Raw genomic sequence first — 21,577 nt, forward strand, 5'->3', positions numbered from 1 at the left:
AAAATGTAATCTAAAAACAGGTTCTCACTATAGCGCTGGGGGCTGATAAAAGGAAACAAAAGCCCCTAATTCGGGAGTTTTTCCTAATGCTTTACCAATTTGGCTTTGTTAAAGTGCTGGACATGTTAAAAGGCGTGCAAAACGTCTCATTGGAATTTACTCGGAGATATGATGGTGAACGTAAAATTAAAACCGATTGCTTTAGCGGTTGCAGGCGTACTTGCAGCAACATCGGCTTATGCGGCAGATGCAATCAAAGCAGACAAAGTAGACGTGGTAAGCACCACACCAATGCCAGGCATTGGTTTGTCGATTAATAAAGTGCCTGCCAATATTCAATTGGTGAATGGCGACGAATTTAAAAAACAACAAAGCGTGACCATTGCAGATTATATGAATAATAATTTGCAAGGCGTGAGCGTTGTAGATACACAAAATAACCCATTCCAGCCAGACGTGACTTTCCGTGGCTTCACAGCTTCACCATTACTCGGCACGCCACAAGGCATGTCAGTTTATGTGGATGGTGTGCGTGTGAATGAATCATTTGGCGATGCAGTGAACTGGGACTTGATTCCAATGAACGCAATTGCAAATATGTCGCTAATTCCTGGTACTAACCCGTTATTCGGTTTAAATACCTTGGGCGGCGCAATTTCAGTGCAAACGAAAAGTGGTCGTACCCATCAAGGTGGTGCAGCTGAGCTTTCAGCAGGTTCATGGGGCCGTAAAACGGGTTCAGCTGAAATCGGCGGTGTGAGTAAAGACGGTTCAGTTGACTATTTCTTCTCAGCCAATGCGTTTAGCGAAGATGGCTGGCGCCAAGCTTCACCAACGGACGTTCGTCAGTTCTTTGGTAAGGTGGGTTGGCAAAATGAAACTACTAAAATCGATTTAAGCTACACCAATGCCAACAACGACATGATTGGTAACGGCTTGGTGCAACGTGAATTAATGCAAACGCTTGGTCGTAGCACAATCCATACGAAGCCGGATCAAACTAGAAATACGCTTTCGTTCCTAAATCTATCTGCAAGCCACTGGTTTAACGATGATGTGATGTTTAGTGGTAATGCTTATTACCGTAATTCAAAACGTAAGACTTTGAATGGTGATGTGAATGATGGTTATACTGGAGACGACACCAATTTAGCCGCATACCAAAGTGACTGTTTAGCTAATACTGGCGGTGATGCAGATGAATGGTGTTCTGGTGCAATTAATCGCAGTTCTACTAAGCAGCAATCTTATGGTTTGAATGGCCAGTTAACATTTAATCAAGCGCTTGCTGGAAAATCTAACCAATTTGTTATTGGTGCATCTTATGACATATCTAAAATCAAATTTAATCAATCTGAACAGCTTGGTAGTATTAATGCTTCAAGAGGGATTGATCCACTTTACGATGCTGAAATCACTACCAACCTTCATGGTAAAACAAAGACTTGGAGTTTGTTTGGTACAAATACATTGTCATTGAATGATTATTGGCATGTCACCGGTTCGGCCCGCTATAACCACGTTAAAGTGGATAATGTGGATCAAATTAATGCACCAGGTCAGTCATATACATTACTACCTAGTGATCCGAATTATTTGGCTAGTGATGAAACTTTAACAGGCAATCATACTTTTTCACGTATTAACCCAGCGCTTGGCTTGAACTTTACGCCGACTAAAGATTTGACGGTTTACGGCTCCTATAACGAAGGTAACCGCGCGCCAACTTCTATGGAACTAGGTTGTGCAAATCAATATGCACCATGTAAATTACCAAATGCGATGGCCGGTGATCCACCTCTGAAGCAAGTGGTCGCTAGAACATTCGAGGGTGGTTTGCGTGGTAATTTAACGGAAGATATTCGTTGGTCTGCAGCTGTTTATCGCACAGAAAATAGTAATGATATTCAATTTATTACTACGCCTTCAACCATCAATAACATGGGCTATTTTGATAACGTTGGTAAAACACGTCGTGTGGGGATCGATACCAGCTTGGCAGGTAAGTTAGGGCAATTTGGTTGGAATGTTGGATATAGTTATGTAGATGCAACCTATCAAAATGACTTAAGCTTGGCGAATGAAGTAAATTCAACAGCTTACACGGACGGTGGTGGTAATGACGTTATAAATGTTCGAAAAGGTGATCGTTTGGCAAACATTCCAGCGCATCAACTTAAGGTGCGTTTGACTTACGCTGTCACACCAGATTGGACTGTAGGCTCTAACATTACAGCCTTCTCAGATCGTTACATGCGTGGTAATGAAAATAATAGTCATGTTGCTAATACCCCAGGCTTTTATGAAGGTAATGGCAAGGTCGCTGGCTATGCGATTGTTAACTTAGATACACGTTACAACATCGGTAATGGGTGGAGTGTGTTTGGTAAAGCCATCAACGTATTTGATACTGAGTACAACAACGGTGGTTTGATGGGTGAAACCATGTTCACATCAAACGGTTCATTTGATGCAAACGGCAATCCATCAGGCTTCTTCTCTCCTGGCGCACCACGTGCTGGTTGGGTAGGTGTGCGTTATGAGTTTTTAGCACCAAAAGCACAATAATCCTTTAGTCAGTGTTAATAAAAAACGGCTCCCTGTTTAGTGCAGGCGAGCCGTTTTTTTATGGCTGTTATTTTCTAAAGATGAAGCCTAGCCCTTCATGTTAAAATTTAGCCTTACTCAAATCCATCTTCATCGGAGTTATTCATGGAAATCGGCAGCCCTTTAAGCCCTAGTGCAACACGCGTCATGCTGCTTGGTAGCGGCGAGCTAGGTAAGGAGGTCATCATTGCCTTGCAGCGCTTAGGGGTTGAGGTGATTGCGGTGGATCGTTATGCCAATGCGCCTGGTCATCAGGTAGCGCATCGTGCCCATGTCATTGATATGACTGATGGTGATGCTTTGATGGCGATTGTTAAAAAAGAACGCCCGCATTTAATCGTGCCTGAGATTGAGGCTTTAAATACACAAACACTTGCTGAAATCGAACAAGCAGGCTTGGCGCAAGTGATTCCAACTGTGCGGGCTGTGCAACTCACCATGAACCGTGAAGGCATTCGCCGTTTAGCGGCTGAGACTCTTTGTCTTCCAACTTCCCCTTACGCGTTTGCGCGAAGTCAGCAAGAGTTACAAGATGCCATTGATGGCGGTATTGGCTATCCATGCTTTATTAAGCCTACCATGTCATCTTCAGGCAAAGGCCAATCACGCATTACCAATGCGAGCGAAGTGGCTGGTGCATGGGAATATGCCGCCTCTGGTGGTCGTGTAAACCAAGGGGTGGTGATTGTGGAAGGCCAAATTGATTTTGATTATGAAATTACCTTGCTCACTATTCGCTCAAAAAATGCGGCAGGCGAAGTAGTCACATCATTCTGCGAGCCAATTGGCCATTTGCAAAAACGTGGTGATTACGTGGAAAGCTGGCAACCGCAAGCCATGACCAAGAATGCGCTTGTTGAAGCTCAGCGTATTGCCAAAGCGGTGACGGACGATCTTGGTGGTTTAGGTTTGTTTGGCGTAGAGCTGTTTGTGAATGGCGACCAAGTGTGGTTCTCAGAAGTCAGCCCACGTCCCCATGACACCGGCATGGTGACCATGGCAACACAGCGTTTTAATGAATTTGAATTGCACGCTCGTGCGATTTTGGGTTTACCAGTGAATGCTGAAATGCGCGTACCTGGCGCGAGTGCAGTGATTTATGGCGGTGTGGACTCCAAAAACTTGAGCTTTGAAGGCATCGAAAAAGCCTTGGAAGTGCCAGAGTCTGATATTCGTTTATTCGGTAAGCCAGAGTCATTTGAACGCCGCCGTATGGGGGTTGCTTTGGCGACAGGTAAAGATGTCGATGAAGCGCGTTCAAGAGCGACGCTGGCTTCTAGCCTCGTTAAAACAAAGGCTAATTAATGACTTTGGAAGAAGATGCAGTTGGCACCAGCCAAAAAACCCTATTCGAAGAACTAGGCGGCGCTGAAAAAATCCGTGATTTAGTCGAGAAGTTTTACGACATCATGGACTCAGATCCAAAAGCCGCAGGGATTCGTGCTATGCATGCCGCAGATCTCACTGAAGCCCGCGAGAAGCTCTTTATGTTCCTGACAGGATGGTCTGGCGGCCCTTCGCTTTATATCGAGCGCTATGGCCACCCGATGCTTCGTCGTCGTCACATGCCTTTTGCAATTGGTGAGTCCGAGCGTGACCAGTGGATGTTTTGCATGGTACGTGCAATGCACGAAATTAAGATGGAAGAGCCAATGGTGTTGAGACTGGCCCAGGCGCTTTGGTCTGTTGCGGATTTTATGCGAAATTCCGACACTCATTTAGGTGTATAACCATTCTCACTTCACACTTTAACTATGCCAGTTTACTGGCATAGTTAATTGGGGAAGCCATTTACTGGCTGAGCTTGTCGAAGTATGAGCTATTAATCTTTCGATTAGCTAACCATTGACGGGTTTAAAGATAAACTTGCTAAACATAAAATGGATGCCGGATCAGGTCCGGCATGACAATTCATTCTTGATCAGTCTTGCTGTCATCCCGCACGTGATGCGGGATCCATGTTGTATGTAAACTTAAGCATTATCAATGCCGATAAAATAGGTGGTCACAGATTGTGACGACTTCAACAAAGTTAGCCTTTAATTGGGGAAGCCATTTACTGGCTGAGCTTGTCGAAGTATGAGCTATTAATCTTTCGATTAGCTAACCATTGACGGGTTTAAAGATAAACTTGCTAAACATAAAATGGATGCCGGATCAGGTCCGGCATGACAATTCATTCTTGATCAGTCTTGCTGTCATCCCGCACGTGATGCGGGATCCATGTTGAATGTAAACTTAAGCATTATCAATGCCGATAAAATAGGTGGTCACAGATTGTGACGACTTCAACAAAGTTAGCCGAATAAAAAAGCCCGTTACTTACGGGCTTTTTTATTATCCTTTGCGTGGGAGGCCACCCAGTAATGCGGCGACTTCACGTTTGGGTTTGTTGGTTTTATAAAGCTGATTGCTTTGTGGTTTCACAGCTCCTGAGCCTGTGGGCTCGTAGGGCTTGTCAAACCAAGGGTCTGTGCTCTTTTTTGCAGGGGCTGGGCGAGGGGTGCTCGCCGCTCTGTCGTAAGATTTCTCACGTGATTTATGGTCTGAGCTTGAATTTGAGCTGGAACGCGAACCACGGGCTGGTAAGTTAGCCGTTTCTTTGGTGATCTCACGCTTAATCAGCTTTTCAATTTCTTTGAGATACTTCTCTTCATCCGGTGAAACCAATGAAATCGCAATCCCTAATGCGCCAGCACGGCCTGTGCGGCCAATACGGTGCACGTAATCTTCTGGTGCGCTTGGAATTTCGTAGTTAATTACCATGGGCAATTGATCGATATCCAACCCACGGGCTGCAACGTCAGTCGCAATAAGCGCGTTAATCTTACCTTGCTTGAAAGCATCCAAAGCTTGGATACGTTCAGCTTGTGATTTGTCGCCATGAATTGCATCAGCTGAGATGCCTTCACGGACTAATTGGCGCGCCAAGCGGCTTGCTGTGAGTTTTGTTTTGGTAAAGACGATGACTTGTTTCGTCTCTGTCTCGTTTAAGATTTGAGCGAGCAGGGCGTGCTTGTCATCTTGTGCCACGTGATAGACTTTTTGCGTTACGTTTTCGTTGGTGGCATTGCTTCGCGCCACTTCAACCAGCACTGGGTCTGTTAAGAATTCTTCAGAAAGCTTTTTGATCTCAGTCGAGAATGTCGCTGAGAACATGAGGTTCTGACGCTGTTTTGGCAATAAAGCCAAAATGCGTTTTAAATCAGGCATAAAGCCCATGTCTAACATGCGGTCGGCTTCATCCAAAATCAACATTTGGACTTGGCCGAGTTGCAATGTGCGTTGTTCAACGTGATCGAGTAAACGACCTGGTGTTGCCACCAAAATCTCCACACCCTTCATCAGGTGCGGGGTTTGCGTTTTGATATCAACACCGCCGTAAACAACCAGTGAGCGAAGAGGGCTATGTTTGGCATACACTTTAACGCTAGCTTCCACTTGGATCGCCAATTCACGTGTCGGCACTAAAATCAGTGCGCGAATCGGATGGCGAGCAGGTGAGGCACTCGTGCTAGCAAGCGGCATTAATTTTTGTAGCATGGGTAACGCAAAGGCGGCAGTTTTACCTGTACCTGTTTGCGCGCCAGCCATCAAATCACGGCCTTGCAAAACGATTGGTATCGCTTGCGCTTGAATCGGCGTTGGGGTGGTGTAGCCAAACTCGTCTAACGCCTTAAGGATTTCAGGCGCTAGATTGAGAGATGCAAAACTAATGTTTTCCGTACTCAATGTCTCAATGCTCACTCTATTGTTTGTTTATATAATTTTAATTTTAAATCACATCATTTTACAAATCTGCGACCTGATTTCATGTCACCCCGCACTTGATGCGGGGTCCATCTTTTTTAATAAAATGGATGCCGGATCAGACCGCAGGGGTCTTAACCGTGGAATATATCTGTTAAAACAAATTATTCACACGCCAAAGTCCGGCATGACAGATAGTGACGGCTTTACAATTAAGCAAAGTTACGTGGACGACGTGCTGCACGGTCGCCATCAGCACGCTTAGGGCCGCCGAACTTGTCACCGCCACGATTACCATCTGGACGACTCGCGCCTGGACGGCTGTTTGCGTTGCCATCACGGCCACCTTCATTGCGACCAGCAAAGCTGCGGTTGCCTTCAGGGCGGCTAGCACTAGGGCGACTATTTGCGTTGCCATCTTGGCTACGTGGTTTGAAGCCTGTGTTGTTGCCTGGATAGCCACTTGCAGCGCGGTCACCGAATGAACGATCGCGGTCGCCGCTTGGACGAGCAGCACGGTCACCAAAGCTGTTGTTTGATGGACGGCTGTTAAGATCACCCGCTGGACGATCACCAAAAGCAGCACGGTCACCGAATGAACGTTCACGATCACCACTTGGGCGAGCTGAGCGATCGTTTCCACGATCACCAAAGCTATTATTTGAAGGACGGCCATTACGGTCGCCTGGACGACCATTTGATGGGCGACCTGAACGCTCACCAGGACGACCTGAACGGCTAGGGCCGTCAGTACGTGGCGCAGCGCGTTTTGGTTCAAAACCAGCAATCACGCTAGGCTCTAAGCGTTGACCAGTGAACTGTTCAATCTTACGCACTTGGTGACGATCCATGTTTGATGCAAATGAAATCGCGATACCAGTGTTACCAGCACGGCCAGTACGGCCGATACGGTGAACGTAATCTTCAGCGAATTTTGGTAAGTCGTAGTTAATTACGTGTGTAATACCAGCCACGTCAATACCACGGGCAGCCACATCTGTTGCTACCAATACTTTTACATCGCCATGGCGAAGTTTAGTTAAGGTGCGGTTACGTGCGCCTTGTGTCATGTCGCCATGCAAAGCGGCTGTTTTATGGCCAGCTGCGTATAAGTCTTCAGCGAGCAAGTCAGCGTGACGTTTGGTTGAAGTAAATACAATCACTTGATTCACTTCAGGTGCAATCAATAGATGCTCAAGCAGTTTATTTTTGTGTGTCATGTCATCAACATAGTGCAAACGTTGCTCAATGTTTTCATGTTTTTGTGTTTGTGATGCCACTTGGATTGTTTTTGGGTTGCGCAAGATTTGATGCGCGATACGGCCAATGTTGCCATCCAATGTTGCTGAGAATAATAGTGTTTGACGCTCTGCTGGCAATGCTTCGCAGATACGTTCTACATCAGGCATAAAGCCCATATCTAACATACGATCAGCTTCATCCAAGATCAACATTTGTAAACGTGACATATCAATACGGCCGCGTTCCATATGATCGATCAAGCGACCTGGTGTTGCCACCAAGATATCTAAAGGTTGTGAAAGCAGTTTGTTTTGAAGTGGGTAAGGCATACCACCAACGATACTCACTGTACGAGCGCGGATGAACTTACCGTATTTGCGTGCAGCTTCATTAACTTGTGCTGCTAATTCGCGTGTTGGGACTAATACTAAGATACGTGGACCACGGCTCTTAGATTCATGTGGTGTTGCGAGCAGGTTAAGTGCTGGCAAAGCAAAGGCGGCAGTTTTGCCTGTGCCTGTTTGTGCTGAAGCCATCAAGTCATGGCCATCCATGACCACTGGAATTGCTTGTGCTTGAATAGGTGTGGCGTTAGTGTAGCCAGCTTCTTCAATGGCACGAAGAATTAATGGGTGTAGGTTTAAACTTTCAAATGTTACGTCGTTAGACATGGTATTCCCTTATAAAAAACTCATTAAGGGCGCAAGCAGACACTGTGAAATTACCCATGCAAATGGCATGTGGGATAACTCGAACAGCGCAATACATTGATGAAATTAATTTAATAATTAAGCATGCATTTTTACCGGCGCACGGGCATTGCCACTAACCGGTAATCAATACAAGAAAGCCGCAAAATGTAACAACGGGCTTCGAGAGGCTAGGGCGATGAATATTCAGGTGAGTCATCATCAAAATGTCATATAACCATGTTTGAATGTCACACCGAAGCGCGCAGTATATAGATTGTGACTGTGTTGTCAAAACCTTTTATGTAACTAAACTGTAAATAGGGATGCTTTTGTACGGTATTGCGCATGACTTGTGTTAAAATCCGGACCTTTTAATGAACCGGCATTACTATTTGCCACGGAATCTTATGTCTAGAAATTTACGCAACATCGCCATTATCGCTCACGTTGACCATGGCAAAACCACAATGGTGGATAAGTTATTACAGCAAGCAGGCACTTTTGCAGCCCATCAGGCGGTGAACGAGCGTGTGATGGACTCTGGCGATATTGAAAAAGAACGTGGTATTACGATTCTTGCTAAAAATACTGCCTTAAATTTTGAAGGCACACACATTAATATCGTGGATACCCCAGGCCATGCCGACTTCGGTGGTGAAGTTGAGCGCGTATTGGGGATGGTTGATGGTGTAGTGTTGCTAGTTGACGCGGTTGAGGGCCCGATGCCGCAAACTCGTTTCGTGACTAAAAAAGCGTTGGCGCTTGGTTTAAAACCAATCGTTGTAATTAATAAGGTTGACCGTCCAGGTTCACGTACTGATTGGGTGATTAACCAAACTTTTGATTTGTTCGCTAACTTAGGTGCAACAGATGAGCAACTAGACTTCCCTGTTGTGTATGCCTCAGCATTGAACGGTTTCGCTACATTGGACATGAGTCAGTCGTCAGACACCATGCGTCCATTGTTTGAAACAATCTTGCGTCACGTTGAGCCGCCAAAAGGTGACAGTGATGCGCCATTGCAAATGCAAGTATCTGCACTTGATTATTCAACATACACTGGTCGTCTAGGCGTTGGCCGTATCTGGAATGGTCGTATCAAGCCAGGCCAAGCAGTGGTGATCATGAATGGTGATACACAAACTGGAACAGGCCGTATTAACCAAGTGTTGGGCTTCCGTGGTTTAGAGCGCGTGGAAGTTAAAGAAGCGGAAGCTGGCGATATCGTCATTATTTCTGGCTTGGAAGATATTGGTATTGGTGTCACCGTTGCGGATAAAGAAAATCCAGTGGGCATGCCAATCTTGGGTGTGGATGAGCCAACATTGACCATGGACTTTATGGTCAACACCTCACCATTGGCTGGAACTGAAGGTAAGTTTGTGACGAGTCGTCAGATCCGTGACCGTCTTACAAAAGAATTGTTGGTCAACGTGGCTCTTCGTGTTGAAGATACACAAGATGCTGATGTATTCCGTGTTTCAGGTCGTGGTGAGTTGCATTTGACCATTCTTTTGGAAAATATGCGTCGTGAAGGCTTTGAAATGGCCGTGGGTAAACCGCGTGTTGTTTACCGTGAAATTAACGGTCAAAAATGTGAGCCATACGAAATCTTAACAGTTGACTTGGAAGATGATACCCAAGGCGCGGTGATGGAGGAGTTGGGTCGTCGTCGTGGTGAGTTACAAAATATGGAATCAGATGGTAATGGCCGTACACGTTTGGAATATAAAATTCCAGCGCGTGGCTTGATTGGTTTCCAAAGTGAATTCTTAACCATGACACGTGGTACAGGCTTAATGGCGCATATTTTTGATGAATACGCACCAGTAAAAGCTGACATGCCAGGTCGTCGTAACGGTGTATTGATTTCAGCAGAGCAGGGCGAAGCTGTGGCTTATGCCTTATGGAAATTGCAAGATCGTGGCCGTATGTTCTCAGTACCAGGCGACAAGCTTTACGAAGGTATGGTGATTGGTATCCATAGTCGTGAAAACGATTTGATTGTGAATCCTGTGAAAGGTAAGCAATTAACGAACGTTCGTGCTTCAGGTACTGATGAAGCGGTGCGTTTGGTGCCAGCGGTTCAGTTAACGCTAGAGTCAGCAGTTGAGTTTATTGATGATGATGAGTTGGTGGAATTGACACCTAAGTCTATTCGTATCCGTAAACGTTACTTGCTTGAGCATGAGCGTAAACGTGCTTCTAAAGACTAATTGATCTTAGTCACTTAAAAAAGCCGGCCAGATGGTCGGCTTTTTTTATGCGATATATTCGACAGGTTATTGATACATAACTGTATTAGTTTGAGATGTTTCAAATTATGCTAGAATGGCCTCAAGCAAGTGTTTACAACGATTTTCAATCCATATTTAATGTTTAAATTCGCCTTAAATATGCGAGCTTAGCATCTGTTTTATATTAAATTTAAATCAATTAAGAATACAAAAATGCATATCGCCATACTTGAAGATGAAAAATCACTTGCTGATGATCTAGCCAGCCTGTTGAAGAAAAATGGACATGAGGTGTCAATCTTTGGCGATGGTTTGCATTTGGTGGATACATTGCCAGCAGAGCTTTATGACATGTTCATTTTGGACTGGAATGTGCCCTCCATGGATGGCTTTGAAGTGCTCAAGCATATTCGCACCGAGCTTGGCTTTAAAACCCCTGTGATTTTTCTGACCTCTAACGATAACGAAGCAGATATTGTTAACGCTCTGTCTTCTGGCGCAGATGATTACTCAGTCAAGCCTGTTCGTCCTAAAGAGTTAATGGCTCGCATTAACGCGCTTGTAAGACGCACTTATGGCGCACCTAAAAAGAATAATTTCCCCGAGACTATCGTGGGTTATACATTTTCAAATGCTGAGCGTTCCGTTGAGTTTTTTGATTCAAAAGTGACGCTCACCGATAAAGAGTTTTTACTCGCGCATTATTTCTTTTCAAATCTGGATCGGCCGCTTTCTCGCACACACATAATGATGCGTATTTGGGGTCAAAGTGAAGAAGGTTTGTCGCGCACGCTGGATGTGCACGTTGCATGGATTCGAAATAAACTGAATATCGGTGCACAATCCGAACATGTCAGATTAGTTGCTATTCATGGCTATGGTTATCGTTTGATGCAAGTTCCAAATGAAACTGTCTAGTCGTGTAAATCACTTAACTTTTTTCTGTGTTTTGGCGGTGATGATACTAGCATCTTCAATATCTTTTGCCGCGAAGCCGCTCCCCTCTATTGATTCAAGTAAAGCGATCTATGTCGTGCCTGTTGAACCTAACGTCAGTTATGACGATGTGATTACCAGTCTTAAAGTGATCTCTGAAGGCCTGAACTTTGTGAATCCTGCTAATTTTCCAATCGGGGAACACATGAAGCTACGGGGTCAAGCGCCGGAAGGTGTGCTGGAAGTGCGTTCGTTTTGTAACTTGGGGTTGGGAGCGGAAATCATGCTCGATCATCCAGAGTTTGTGGTTTTTGCCCCATGTCGTATTGGGATTTATGAACAAAAAGGCCAGCTCTATTTGGCGATTGATCGACCCACTTACGATTTAAAAAGCATTAAAAATCCAACGCCGCGTGCGCAAAAAGCGGCACAAGCGTTAGAAAATACTTTAATTCAAATCATCGATAAAGCCAGAAAAGGCGATATCTAGTCCCATTTCTCAGGTTGTCTTTTGTTAAAAATTACCAAAGCTGGCTTTGCCGAATATACCGTGAATAAATCGCGATTTATTGCGATAGCTGAGTATTGCGCCGATGAGCGTGCGGTTGGCGCTTGTTTGCGTAAATTGGCGAGTCAACATCAAAGCGCTCACCATTTGGCTTATGCTTTTCGTTTAAAAACAGAGCAGGGTATTGTTCAGCGTTTTAGCGATGCGGGTGAACCGTCTGGTACGGCGGGTAAGCCTATCCTTCAGTTTCTTGAAGGGCGCGATTTGATCAATGTTTGTGTCGGCGTGATTCGTTATTACGGCGGGATTAATTTGGGCACAGGTGGCTTGGCGAGAGCCTATGGGGGCACGGGTAGGTTGGCGATTGAAGATGCAATCATTGTGCCTTATGTGGAAATGAAGCAATTGCAGCTTAAGCTCGATTATAAGGAGCTGGATTACTTTACCCGCGAGCTGGCTAAGATCGATGGCGTGTTGCTTGATAAAGCTTTTGGTGATGGCGTAACGGTGTTAGTGAGTCTGCCAGAAGCGAGTGTTGAGGCTGTGTTGAAAAGGTTTGGGCAACAATAAATGGTATGAAGGGCGCATAAGCGCCCTTTGTTTTTACTACTGATTATTCAACGCTTCTTTATTTGAGCACCAGAATTTCACCTTTGCCATCATTGCCAATGTCCCCAGCAAAGCGCTGCACACGGTTTTGTTTAATTTCTGCAAACTTGCTTGGCAAGTCGCTCAATGACTTTAACATTAAGCTTAAAAATGGCAAGGTATGGGTACCGCAATCTTGGATTGTCGCATGCAATTTTGGTGTTTTGGTCAGAAGAAGTGTGCCTCGACGCATGCCGTAAGCAACATACTCACCAACGTCTCCTAGTACGCCGATTGTGCCAGCCAGCATGCGACTCGCGCAATATTGACCAACATTGCCTTCAATCAGAATCATACCGCGGCGCATTTGGTCGCCAGTACGTTCGCCAGCGTTGCCTTTCACAATGACAATCCCGCCTTGCATCCCTTTTCTGTCGCCCACAAGCGCAGCGCCAAGATAGTTGCCCACGTTGCCATTGATTTGAACTAAGCCACCAGCCATGCCGCATGCCGCAAAGTCTGCCGCATTGCCATTGAGAGTGATGTTGCCTTTACGCATTTGGAATGCAAGAAATGCGCCTGCATCACCATTGATTTTGATGGTGCCTGATTTTAAACCGCTACCAATATAATCAATTTTGGCTGTGCATTCATCAAACACGATGTTGTTTGTGTCGCTGCCAGTGATTGTGAAAGCCTCGCTCGCTGGTATTTGTTGTTTGCCATACCAAAGCAAAGTCGCCGCAATATCATGCAGACTTTTATCTGCCAATAAATCAGGCGTAAGTCGTGATACATCTAGCTTTTGCGCTAAGTCTTTTTTGAGGGTAAAGGTTAAAGCGCTCATGCTGATTCTCCGCTTAAACTTTTGTCGTTCATGATGTCGCGCAAATGGAATTGGAACTGGCCTAATTTTCCGCCGTAATTGCCTGCCGAAATCCGGCGAATGCCATTCTCAGCCCCCAACTTGCAAGCCGCCTCAATGCCGACATAAGTGGCTTTGCGAATGTCTGCATCGGTTAAGCCATCAATGACGATTTCCATCACAGACTCAATATCATCAGAAAGTTGTGTGTTGGTGAGGCCTTTTAATGTTGGGCAGAAGGCATCATTGGTTGAAGCAAATAATGCTTTGTATTTTGAGCCCACTTTTGAGCCTGAGCGAACGATACCGCCAGGGAACGGCATAATGACGTTCGGAATTTTTCTCATGGCTTCAATCGCAGCCTCGCAAGCGGCTAATGCTTGCGGTTGAGAGGTTGCTAAAGCTAGGAAGTTGCCGCCGCCGACAGCACGCACCATGCCGGTTGTTTCTTCGGTAATAAACTCACCATCCATCACGGGTACGCGCCAATACCGTTTTCCACCAAATTGTTTTGAGATTTGGAATCCATCTCCAAAGAATCGTAAGTTTTTACCGAGGTTGATTTGCTCATTGCCATCAATGCCTGAGAATGCGGCGGCAGTTGGGCAGGTCAGAATGGTTTGTCCCATGCGGTTTTCAAGTTGCTTCATCAGTACAGAGCTGCCCATCGCAAACATTAAAACTGCAACACCAGGTCGTCCGTCAGGTGTTTCTTCTGAACTAAGTTCGCGCTCAATCCCAGCTTCTACCCCGCAACCGATGACTGAGGTTGCAAACCCTGTCATTGCGTTTGCCGCGTTATAAGCCCATTTGTGATTTTGTGCCGTAATGATGACTCGCGTACCACGCATATTAAATGCTTCGGCAAAGGTGTCGTCAATGTGTACGCCGTTAATGATCATAGTGATTTATCCCTTCGACCTTCACAGGCTTGAACAACGACACCGCCTCGTCCACCTTCTGCAATTTCATCACTGCTTACTTTGAAGTTTTCCATGTTCATGGTGTGATAAGTATCAAAATATTTCTTAATATCTTTTTCGATGCCACGGTCGAATTCGGGTTTGACTGTGTGTGTGTGTCCCCAAGTCACTTTAACCACTTGTCCGTCTTTAACGACAAGTTCACCGTCTTTAAAGACGTAATCAGGTTTTTCGAACATTTTTTCGCGGTCCGGGTTGTCTGTGTAAACGGTAATGTCAGCCCCTGCGCCAACGCCCAAATGTCCTCTGTCGTGTAAGCCCACCAGTTTTGCTGCGCCAGCGCGCGTCATAATCGCAATGTCGTACAAGCTATATTCGCGGTCTATGCTGGTTAGCGTGCTCATGGCTTGTGCATCTAAATTGAGTTTTGCGAACATATCGTTACGGAAGGTTTTATCCATCAGCAATTTAATGAGGTGCGGATAGCTAGTAAACGGCGCGCCATTTGGATGGTCAGTGGTTAAGAAAACACGCCACGGGTCATCGGTGAGCAAGAAAATCTCGAGGCCAATCGCCCATTGCAAGGCATTCACAAAGTTTTGATCTTTGTATTTGAATGGCACCACGCCGCAGCCAGAGTCGCATTCAATGTCCATGATCACAGACTTGCGTGGTGAACCTAGTGGGGCGTTAGCAAATTGACGCATGTTGTCGCCTGAGGCTGTCACTGTTTGATTAAACAGGATCTGACCAACGTCGGCTGAGATGTGTTTGTTTTTATTAATCGCTTCAGCAATTTGGGCTGCGCCAGATGAAAACTTGCGATCGCCTTCAGTGCCGTAACTATGAAACTGAATGTGCGTTAGATGGAGTGGGTAGCCTTCAGAAGCCCCCATGGTTTTAAGCGTGGTTTCCATGTTGCCGGGCACGCCTAAATTATTGCCATGGACATGCAATGGGTGAGGCACGCCAAGCTCGTGAACGGCACGAGATAAAGCCTTTAGAACTTCACGTGGCGTTACTTGGTAATGCGCATTTTGTTCATCTAAATCTAAGGCGCGTTGGTTGAACTTGAATGCGCTAATGCCGCCAGGATTGACGACCTTAATGCCAATTGCTTGTGAGGCATGCATAATCCATGCGACGTAATCGTTAATCGCGTTTTGGTCTTTCTTTGCCGCCAGCATCCGCAAGAAATAATCATCGCTGCCTATCATGGCATAACCGCCTTTATCGATGATAGGGGTGTCACCCATTTCTAAGTGTGATTGGCGAGCATTTACAGGAGAAAGCGCTGGTTCAAAGGCTGCGGTATAGCCCATCTCTGCATAACGATAACCTGTGGTAAATGTCGAAGGTGCTGCATGGCCACAACCAGATCGGCACAATGCGCTATGCTGGCTTGGGTCTGCGCGGTGGTCTTCAGGCAGCATCATGCGGGCAATGTTCACTTTACCGCCACCGATGTGGGTGTGCATATCAATCGCGCCAGCCATGACGACTTTACCGTTTAAGTTGTAGGTTTGGTCTATGGTTTCATCATCACGTGGGCGGCTCACAATGCGTCCGTCACGGATGTAAATGTCCATCACTTTTCCATCAACTTGATGGGCAGGGTCGTAAACTTTGCCGCCGCTTAATTTAATTAACATGGTTCTGCTCTCTTATATTCTTTTACAGTGCTGCTTCAATGGCAGTCATGACTTCAGCCAAAGTTGGCAATGTACTTTCACGTAATTTTCCTAGCGGTAAGCTCACTGAACTATCAATTCGGAACATCGTGCCAGTGTGGTCTATGCCTGCAGTACTAAGAGGGATAAACACATCAGCATCACTTACTTTCATACTGGCCTGCAAATTAGCATGACCAATCACAATCTTCGGAATGGTCACATTAGGTGGCGTTTTGTCTGGGTTAAATTCACTTATCCAAAGCAGGGCATCCGCCTCGCCATTGGCGAGTAATTTTTCTGCGCTGAAATGGTGTGGATCGTATTCTGGATATTGGCGTGCAAAACGACTTCGCACAGGGTAACCGCTGGTCCAAGTGCTGGTTTGGTTGACGCTGTAATCGCCCTCTGAGCCGCCAAGCGGCAAGCCAGATGAGCGTGTTTTTGCATTTAGCTTAATCACAAGTTCAGTAATGTTTTGAATAGTGAGTTCTGCATGGGAAATATTTAAATCACTACTCACCCAAGTTACAACGCTATATTTAGCCGCTTTAAGACGTTCGCTTAAGCTTTGTAAATCGCTGACTGGGATGCCTGCAACCTCAGTTGCCATTAAAGTTTTGCCTGAAATAATCGCCCGCAAAGCGGCAACAACTTCTGGCAATCGCTCTAGGTTGCAAGGAAGCACCGTTGGCTTAACGCCCTTAGGTGAAATACCGGAGGAAGTGTCGATATTTTGACCACCCAAATACACCACCTCGCGGGCACTGGTGTCTTGGTCGAACATACTTTCTTTGTTCCAAATATTGCGCTCAAAGAAGCGGGGGTTGTGGCTCACGATGTCAGTACCGATGACTAATAGCAGGTCAACGCGGTTGCGCACTTCTGTAAGTGTAGTGACTTGCCAGCCGGAGTTTTGTAAAACCAACGTATTACGAAAGTTACTGTAAGCATTCATGTGATCTAGCGTTGCGCCAATTTTGTCAGAAAGACTCAATACGCTGCGCATACCTTGCACTTCGGTGCCTAGGCCAGCAATAAGTGGCTGGTTGCTCCTACGTAAAATTTCAGCCGCTTTATTCACCGCTTCAATTAAAGAAACAACTTTTCCAGCGATGCTTGGGCTTGAGGTTTGAACGGCACGCTCAAAAAATGTCACACTTTTAGCACAGCCTTTGTCGATGACTTTAAGTTTTCCCGAGTTATCGCGCTCAATGCGAATGTCGTCGCAAAGTAATCCGCAAGCAGGGCAAGTGACGTTTTCAAGAGTCGAAGCGCTGAAATTTGCCATCAGAAAAACCTTATCTTTTTAAAAATAGCGTGATTTATATAGGGGTCTATTTTAATTCTTTAATTCGCGGCCATGTTGAACTAACGTGATTAAACTTCAGAAATTTTGGACTTTTAACTGGAATAGTCATTCCGCTTAGACATAGGAAAAACCTAGTGTCTGCGCTACAATAAGTGCTTCAAAAAAAGCAGTTGGGCGCCACTTTTTATGACCAAATTAAATGTTGATATGGTAAATGCAATGAGTGCCGCCCGTTGTAATGTTAATGTCACTACGTCTTCACGTTTGCACATGGGATTTTTTGATCTGAATGGTGGCTTAGGTCGTAAGTTCGGTAGCATTGGTTTAAGCTTGCAAGCGCCTGTCACGTCATTAAAAATTCGTCCATCCGAGACGTTTACAGCTGAAGGTGAGGGTGCAGAGCGTGCCATTAAAATCGCTCAGCAAGTGGCTAGCCATCTAAGAATTGATGGTGGTGTGCATATTCAACTAGATCAAGTGATTCCTGAGCATTCTGGCTTGGGCTCGGGCACGCAGTTGTCTTTGGCTGTGGGTATGGCGATGAGCGCGCTGTATCGATGCAATTTAACCGTGAATGACATTGCATTGTTCACGCAACGCGGAACACGTTCTGGTATTGGCTTGGGCACATTTGCCACAGGCGGTTTGATTGTTGATGGTGGTCGTGCGCCGACATCGCCTGTTCCTCCAGTGATTGCACGTGCTGAGTTTCCTGAAGTTTGGCCGATTTTATTGATTTTCGATAAAGGCCACTCTGGCGTGCATGGTACGCATGAATTATCAGCATTTCAAAAGCTTCCCATATTTCCAGAAGCATCAGCGACATTGTTATGTCGCCAAGTATTAATGCGGGCTTTGCCCGCGATTGCAGAGCGTGATTTGCCAGCGTTTGGCCATGCCATTCAAACATTGCAATCCGTTACAGGTGATTACTTTGCCCCTGTGCAGGGTGGTGGCCGATACACAAGTCCACTTGTTGCTAAAGTGCTTAGTCAATTACAGGCCAATGGTGTGCACTGCTTCGGTCAAAGCTCATGGGGTCCGACAGGCTTCGCAGTATTTGAAAATCAACTAGAAGCCGAAACACAGCTCAACCAACTTAATGCGACATTTGGGCATGAGCAAAATTTAGAGTTTGTACTGACCAAAGCGAATAATCAGCCTAGTCAGATCGTTGTCAGTCAAGAGTAATTTTAAGAATTGAAAGCGTAAAACATGGAAAAAGTATCCATCCTGCATTTGATCACTGCGGCAAAAAACGCGAGCCCATTTGATGTGAATATGGCGTTTGATGCGGGCTTCGACAAAATCATGCCTTACACCCACGTTGAAATGCATGAAGTCGCAGGCCTCGTTCAAGATGCCATTTTTTCTCGAGGCCCAAGTGGCGTAAAACGTGAAAGTATATTCATTGGTGGTCGTGATATTGATGTGGCCATGGATATGCTTAGTGAGGCTAAAAAAGCCATGGTGCCGCCATTTGAAGTGTCTGTTTTTGCTGACCCATCAGGTGCATTTACAACAGCCGCTGGCATGATGGCTAAAGTTGAAAAGCATCTCGCCAAAAACTTTGGTGGGGATCTAAGTGGACGCCGCGTGAGTGTATTTGGCGCAACTGGCCCAGTGGGTGGCTGTGCGGCGGTGATTGCCGCTAAATATGGCGCAACAGTGCAAATGGTTTCACATCGCAATATTGCCGATGCGCAAGCAAAGGCTGATGCATACAATGCGCGTTATGGTGTGAATATTATTGTGGTGGATGGCGCGAGTGACGCTGCCAAAATTGAAGTGCTTAAAAATACCGAGATTGCACTCTGTACGGCGGCGGCAGGTGTGCAAGTATTGAGTCTAGGTCAAATGGCGCAAGCTAAACACTTGAAAGTCGTGGCTGATGTCAACGCAGTGCCGCCAGCAGGTGCTGAAGGCGTAGATGTATTTGCTGATGGAACGGCAATTGCAGGCATAAACGCTTTTGGGATTGGTGCCCTGGCAATTGGCAACGTAAAGTACAAAACACAACACAACTTGCTCAAATTAATGTTGGACGCAGAACATAAACATTATTTGGATTTTTTATCAGCCTTTGAGATGGCGCGCAAAAGTTTGCTAGCTTAAGGTGTCATTTGAATAAACGCGTCTTAATTGCAGCAATTTCTTCAAGGCCTTTTGTCAAGGCAGCCGTCGCAGCGGGCTATACGGTAGTAGCTTTCGATGTGTTTGCCGATGTCGATACGCAAGCCGCAGCCGAATATATTGAACAAATTGAGTATCATCCTAGTGGCTTTGACCCGCAGCAGTTTGCATCGGCATTAAGTCGAGTCGATACCACTGATATGCTTGGCTTTGCTTATGGGAGTGGTTTTGAAGCACAGCCAGAGCTGATCGCACTTGTAGCGAAGCGAATGCCATTATTAGGCAATCGCCCTGAGGTGGTTCGTAATCTAAAAGATGCCCAATATTTTTTTGGCGAGCTGGATCGTTTAGCGATCCCGCATCCTGAAGTGAGTTTTAATCCTCTTGTGGATTCTGAGGGATGGCTATGCAAAGAAGAGGGCGGATCGGGAGGGTCGCATGTGCTTGATGCCCCAGAAAATCAGACCTTACCTGTGGGAAAATATTATCAGCGCGCCATCGAAGGCACGCCAATATCGATGCTCTTTGTTGCAAATGGTCGCGAGGTGAAAGTCATTGGATTTAATCGGCAATGGGTTTCCCCGATGGCGGGTAAGCCGTATCGCTATGGTGGTATTGTTGGGCATGCGGACTTGCCTGTTGCGATTAAAAACGCATTAGCAGATACGGCACAAAAAATAACGGCGGCATTTGGGTTGCGAGGCTTAAATAGCTTGGACGTGATTTGGCGAGGTGAAGCGTTTTGGGTGCTTGAAATTAACCCAAGATTAAGCTCCACGTTGGATTTGTATCAATCAGAAGAATGCCATTTATTTGCCTTACATGTGCAGGCGGTGAATGGGGACTTAAGTCGTTTCCCTTTGATCCCAGGTCGCTCAAAAGCCCGAAGTGTTTTATATGCCGAGCAGGACTTATTGATTTCTGAAAGTCTCATTTGGCCAGACTGGGTAGCGGATATTCCCATGCCACACACGGCGATAATAAAGCATCAACCTATCTGCACCGTTTTGGCTGATGCTAATACAGCAGATGAAGCAAAGGCCTTGGTTGTTGAGAGAGTTGAACAGCTTTCCGCTTTATTATTTAAGTAATTTATTGAAAATAGGTAGGAGTTTTAATGTCTGAATCTAACCAAGTTGCGCGGCTCGACACCGCTAATTGGCCGAGTGTGAATGCACTAAGCAATCCATTGGTTGCCCTTTTAGTGGCCAACGCTAAACAGCTGCGTTTGGGCGTTGCTCAGTCTGATAATGGTGCAACCATTGTTGATGCAGGGATTGAGCATCCTGGCGGCTTGGAAGCGGGGCGATTAATTGCGGAAATCTGTATGGGTGGTTTGGGCCATGTTAATTTGCAAACATCAACTACTTTTTCACACTGGCCTTGGATGCTTTCTGTGCATTCAAATCATCCAATTTTGTCTTGCTTAGGTAGTCAGTATGCTGGCTGGAGCTTGGCGCATGAGAAATTCTTTTCACTGGGTTCAGGACCAGGTCGCGCGATTGCGGGCCGTGAGGATTTGTTTAAGGAGCTTGGTTACAAAGACCAAGCGAACGCTGCTTGTTTAGTGCTTGAGAGTGATAAAGCGCCCCCTGTTGAAGTGATTGAAAAAGTATCGCGTGACACGGGGGTGGCGATTGAAAACTTAACCTTTATTCTTACCCCAACGCGCAGTTTGGCTGGCACAGTGCAAATCGTTGCGCGTGTGCTCGAAGTGGCGATGCATAAAATCCATACCCTACATTTCCCGCTAGACCATGTTGTGGATGGCATGGCGAGCGCACCATTACCGCCACCAGCGCCTGATTTCTTGATCGGCATGGGGCGTACTAACGATGCGATTTTGTTTGGCGGTCATGCGCATTTATTTGTAAAAGGCTCGGATGACGCAGCGGCAAAATTAGCCAAAGCGTTGCCAAGTAGTTCATCACGTGATTACGGCCGTCCATTTGCCGAAGTGTTTAAATCAGTGAATATGGATTTCTACAAGATAGACCCCATGTTATTTAGCCCAGCGTCTGTGACCATCACAGCGCTTGAGTCTGGCAACACCTTCACCGGTGGTAAGTTGGATGCAGCTTTGATTAACCAATCGTTTGGTTATCAGGCTTAAG

The 21,577-nt window shown here is 45.9% G+C and carries 17 protein-coding genes; 11 read left to right on the top strand and 6 right to left on the bottom strand.

Features of this window, described 5'->3' with window-relative positions:
- Positions 1–168: 168 nt before the first annotated feature.
- From BN1209_RS03645 to BN1209_RS03655, 3 genes are all read left to right on the top strand, one after another.
- Positions 169–2,568, top strand: coding sequence for a TonB-dependent receptor (locus BN1209_RS03645; RefSeq protein WP_144402540.1), 2,400 nt, complete (start codon positions 169–171; stop codon positions 2,566–2,568).
- 144 nt (positions 2,569–2,712) lie between these two features.
- Entirely contained in the window at positions 2,713–3,912 is a 1,200-nt protein-coding gene (gene purT / locus BN1209_RS03650; protein ID WP_045750998.1) for a formate-dependent phosphoribosylglycinamide formyltransferase, read from the top strand.
- Entirely contained in the window at positions 3,912–4,337 is a 426-nt protein-coding gene (locus BN1209_RS03655; protein WP_045750999.1) for a group II truncated hemoglobin, read from the top strand. The genes purT and BN1209_RS03655 overlap by 1 nt, the downstream gene beginning before the upstream one ends.
- Before the next feature lie 607 nt (positions 4,338–4,944).
- Here BN1209_RS03655 and BN1209_RS03660 read toward each other — a convergent pair.
- Together BN1209_RS03660 and BN1209_RS03665 are read right to left on the bottom strand one after the other, a co-directional pair.
- The gene (locus tag BN1209_RS03660; RefSeq protein ID WP_045751947.1) at positions 4,945–6,339 is read right to left on the bottom strand and encodes a DEAD/DEAH box helicase; all 1,395 of its coding nucleotides are present in this window, start codon (positions 6,337–6,339) and stop codon (positions 4,945–4,947) included.
- A gap of 230 nt (positions 6,340–6,569) precedes the next feature.
- Positions 6,570–8,270 (bottom strand): DEAD/DEAH box helicase, encoded by a 1,701-nt coding sequence (locus BN1209_RS03665; RefSeq protein ID WP_045751000.1) that lies wholly within the window; start codon positions 8,268–8,270, stop codon positions 6,570–6,572.
- Positions 8,271–8,698: 428 nt separating this feature from the next.
- Here BN1209_RS03665 and typA point away from each other — a divergent pair, with 428 nt between their 5' ends.
- The 4 genes from typA (at position 8,699) to BN1209_RS03685 (ending at position 12,542) form a co-directional block, all read left to right on the top strand.
- The gene (gene typA / locus BN1209_RS03670; RefSeq protein WP_045751001.1) at positions 8,699–10,507 is read left to right on the top strand and encodes a translational GTPase TypA; all 1,809 of its coding nucleotides are present in this window, start codon (positions 8,699–8,701) and stop codon (positions 10,505–10,507) included.
- A 234-nt stretch (positions 10,508–10,741) separates the two neighbouring features.
- A complete protein-coding gene (locus BN1209_RS03675) occupies positions 10,742–11,446 on the top strand; it encodes a response regulator transcription factor (RefSeq protein WP_045751002.1) in 705 nt (234 codons plus the stop codon).
- A 40-nt stretch (positions 11,447–11,486) separates the two neighbouring features.
- The gene (locus BN1209_RS03680; protein WP_231855158.1) at positions 11,487–11,954 is read left to right on the top strand and encodes a DUF302 domain-containing protein; all 468 of its coding nucleotides are present in this window, start codon (positions 11,487–11,489) and stop codon (positions 11,952–11,954) included.
- 21 nt (positions 11,955–11,975) lie between these two features.
- A complete protein-coding gene (locus BN1209_RS03685; protein WP_045751004.1) occupies positions 11,976–12,542 on the top strand; it encodes an IMPACT family protein in 567 nt (188 codons plus the stop codon).
- A 58-nt stretch (positions 12,543–12,600) separates the two neighbouring features.
- Here BN1209_RS03685 and BN1209_RS03690 read toward each other — a convergent pair whose 3' ends face one another.
- The 4 genes from BN1209_RS03690 to BN1209_RS03705 are packed head-to-tail and all read right to left on the bottom strand — an operon-like array spanning position 12,601 to position 17,309.
- Entirely contained in the window at positions 12,601–13,407 is an 807-nt protein-coding gene (locus BN1209_RS03690; RefSeq protein ID WP_045751005.1) for a formylmethanofuran dehydrogenase subunit C, read from the bottom strand.
- A complete protein-coding gene (gene fhcD / locus BN1209_RS03695) occupies positions 13,404–14,327 on the bottom strand; it encodes a formylmethanofuran--tetrahydromethanopterin N-formyltransferase (protein WP_045751006.1) in 924 nt (307 codons plus the stop codon). Before fhcD ends, BN1209_RS03690 begins: the two co-directional genes overlap by 4 nt.
- Positions 14,324–16,000 (bottom strand): formylmethanofuran dehydrogenase subunit A, encoded by a 1,677-nt coding sequence (locus BN1209_RS03700; protein WP_045751007.1) that lies wholly within the window; start codon positions 15,998–16,000, stop codon positions 14,324–14,326. The genes fhcD and BN1209_RS03700 overlap by 4 nt, the downstream gene beginning before the upstream one ends.
- A gap of 22 nt (positions 16,001–16,022) precedes the next feature.
- Positions 16,023–17,309 (bottom strand): formylmethanofuran dehydrogenase, encoded by a 1,287-nt coding sequence (locus tag BN1209_RS03705; RefSeq protein ID WP_045751008.1) that lies wholly within the window; start codon positions 17,307–17,309, stop codon positions 16,023–16,025.
- Positions 17,310–17,516: 207 nt separating this feature from the next.
- On the opposite strand from BN1209_RS03705, the gene BN1209_RS03710 reads away from it, so the two are divergent.
- Genes BN1209_RS03710 through mch form a run of 4 tightly spaced genes read left to right on the top strand, consistent with a single transcriptional unit; the run spans position 17,517 to position 21,576 of the window.
- The gene (locus BN1209_RS03710) at positions 17,517–18,521 is read left to right on the top strand and encodes a beta-ribofuranosylaminobenzene 5'-phosphate synthase family protein (RefSeq protein ID WP_045751009.1); all 1,005 of its coding nucleotides are present in this window, start codon (positions 17,517–17,519) and stop codon (positions 18,519–18,521) included.
- 24 nt (positions 18,522–18,545) lie between these two features.
- Positions 18,546–19,445: an NAD(P)-dependent methylenetetrahydromethanopterin dehydrogenase gene (locus BN1209_RS03715; protein WP_045751010.1), complete on the top strand. Its 900-nt coding sequence runs from the start codon at positions 18,546–18,548 to the stop codon at positions 19,443–19,445.
- An 8-nt stretch (positions 19,446–19,453) separates the two neighbouring features.
- Positions 19,454–20,554, top strand: a complete 1,101-nt coding sequence (locus tag BN1209_RS03720) for an ATP-grasp domain-containing protein (RefSeq protein WP_045751011.1) — start codon at positions 19,454–19,456, stop codon at positions 20,552–20,554.
- Positions 20,555–20,580: 26 nt separating this feature from the next.
- Complete coding sequence (mch, locus tag BN1209_RS03725; protein ID WP_045751012.1) at positions 20,581–21,576, top strand: methenyltetrahydromethanopterin cyclohydrolase; 996 nt, start codon at positions 20,581–20,583, stop codon at positions 21,574–21,576.
- Position 21,577 lies beyond the last annotated feature (1 nt).

Source organism: Candidatus Methylopumilus turicensis (assembly GCF_000953015.1).
GTDB lineage: Bacteria > Pseudomonadota > Gammaproteobacteria > Burkholderiales > Methylophilaceae > Methylopumilus_A > Methylopumilus_A turicensis.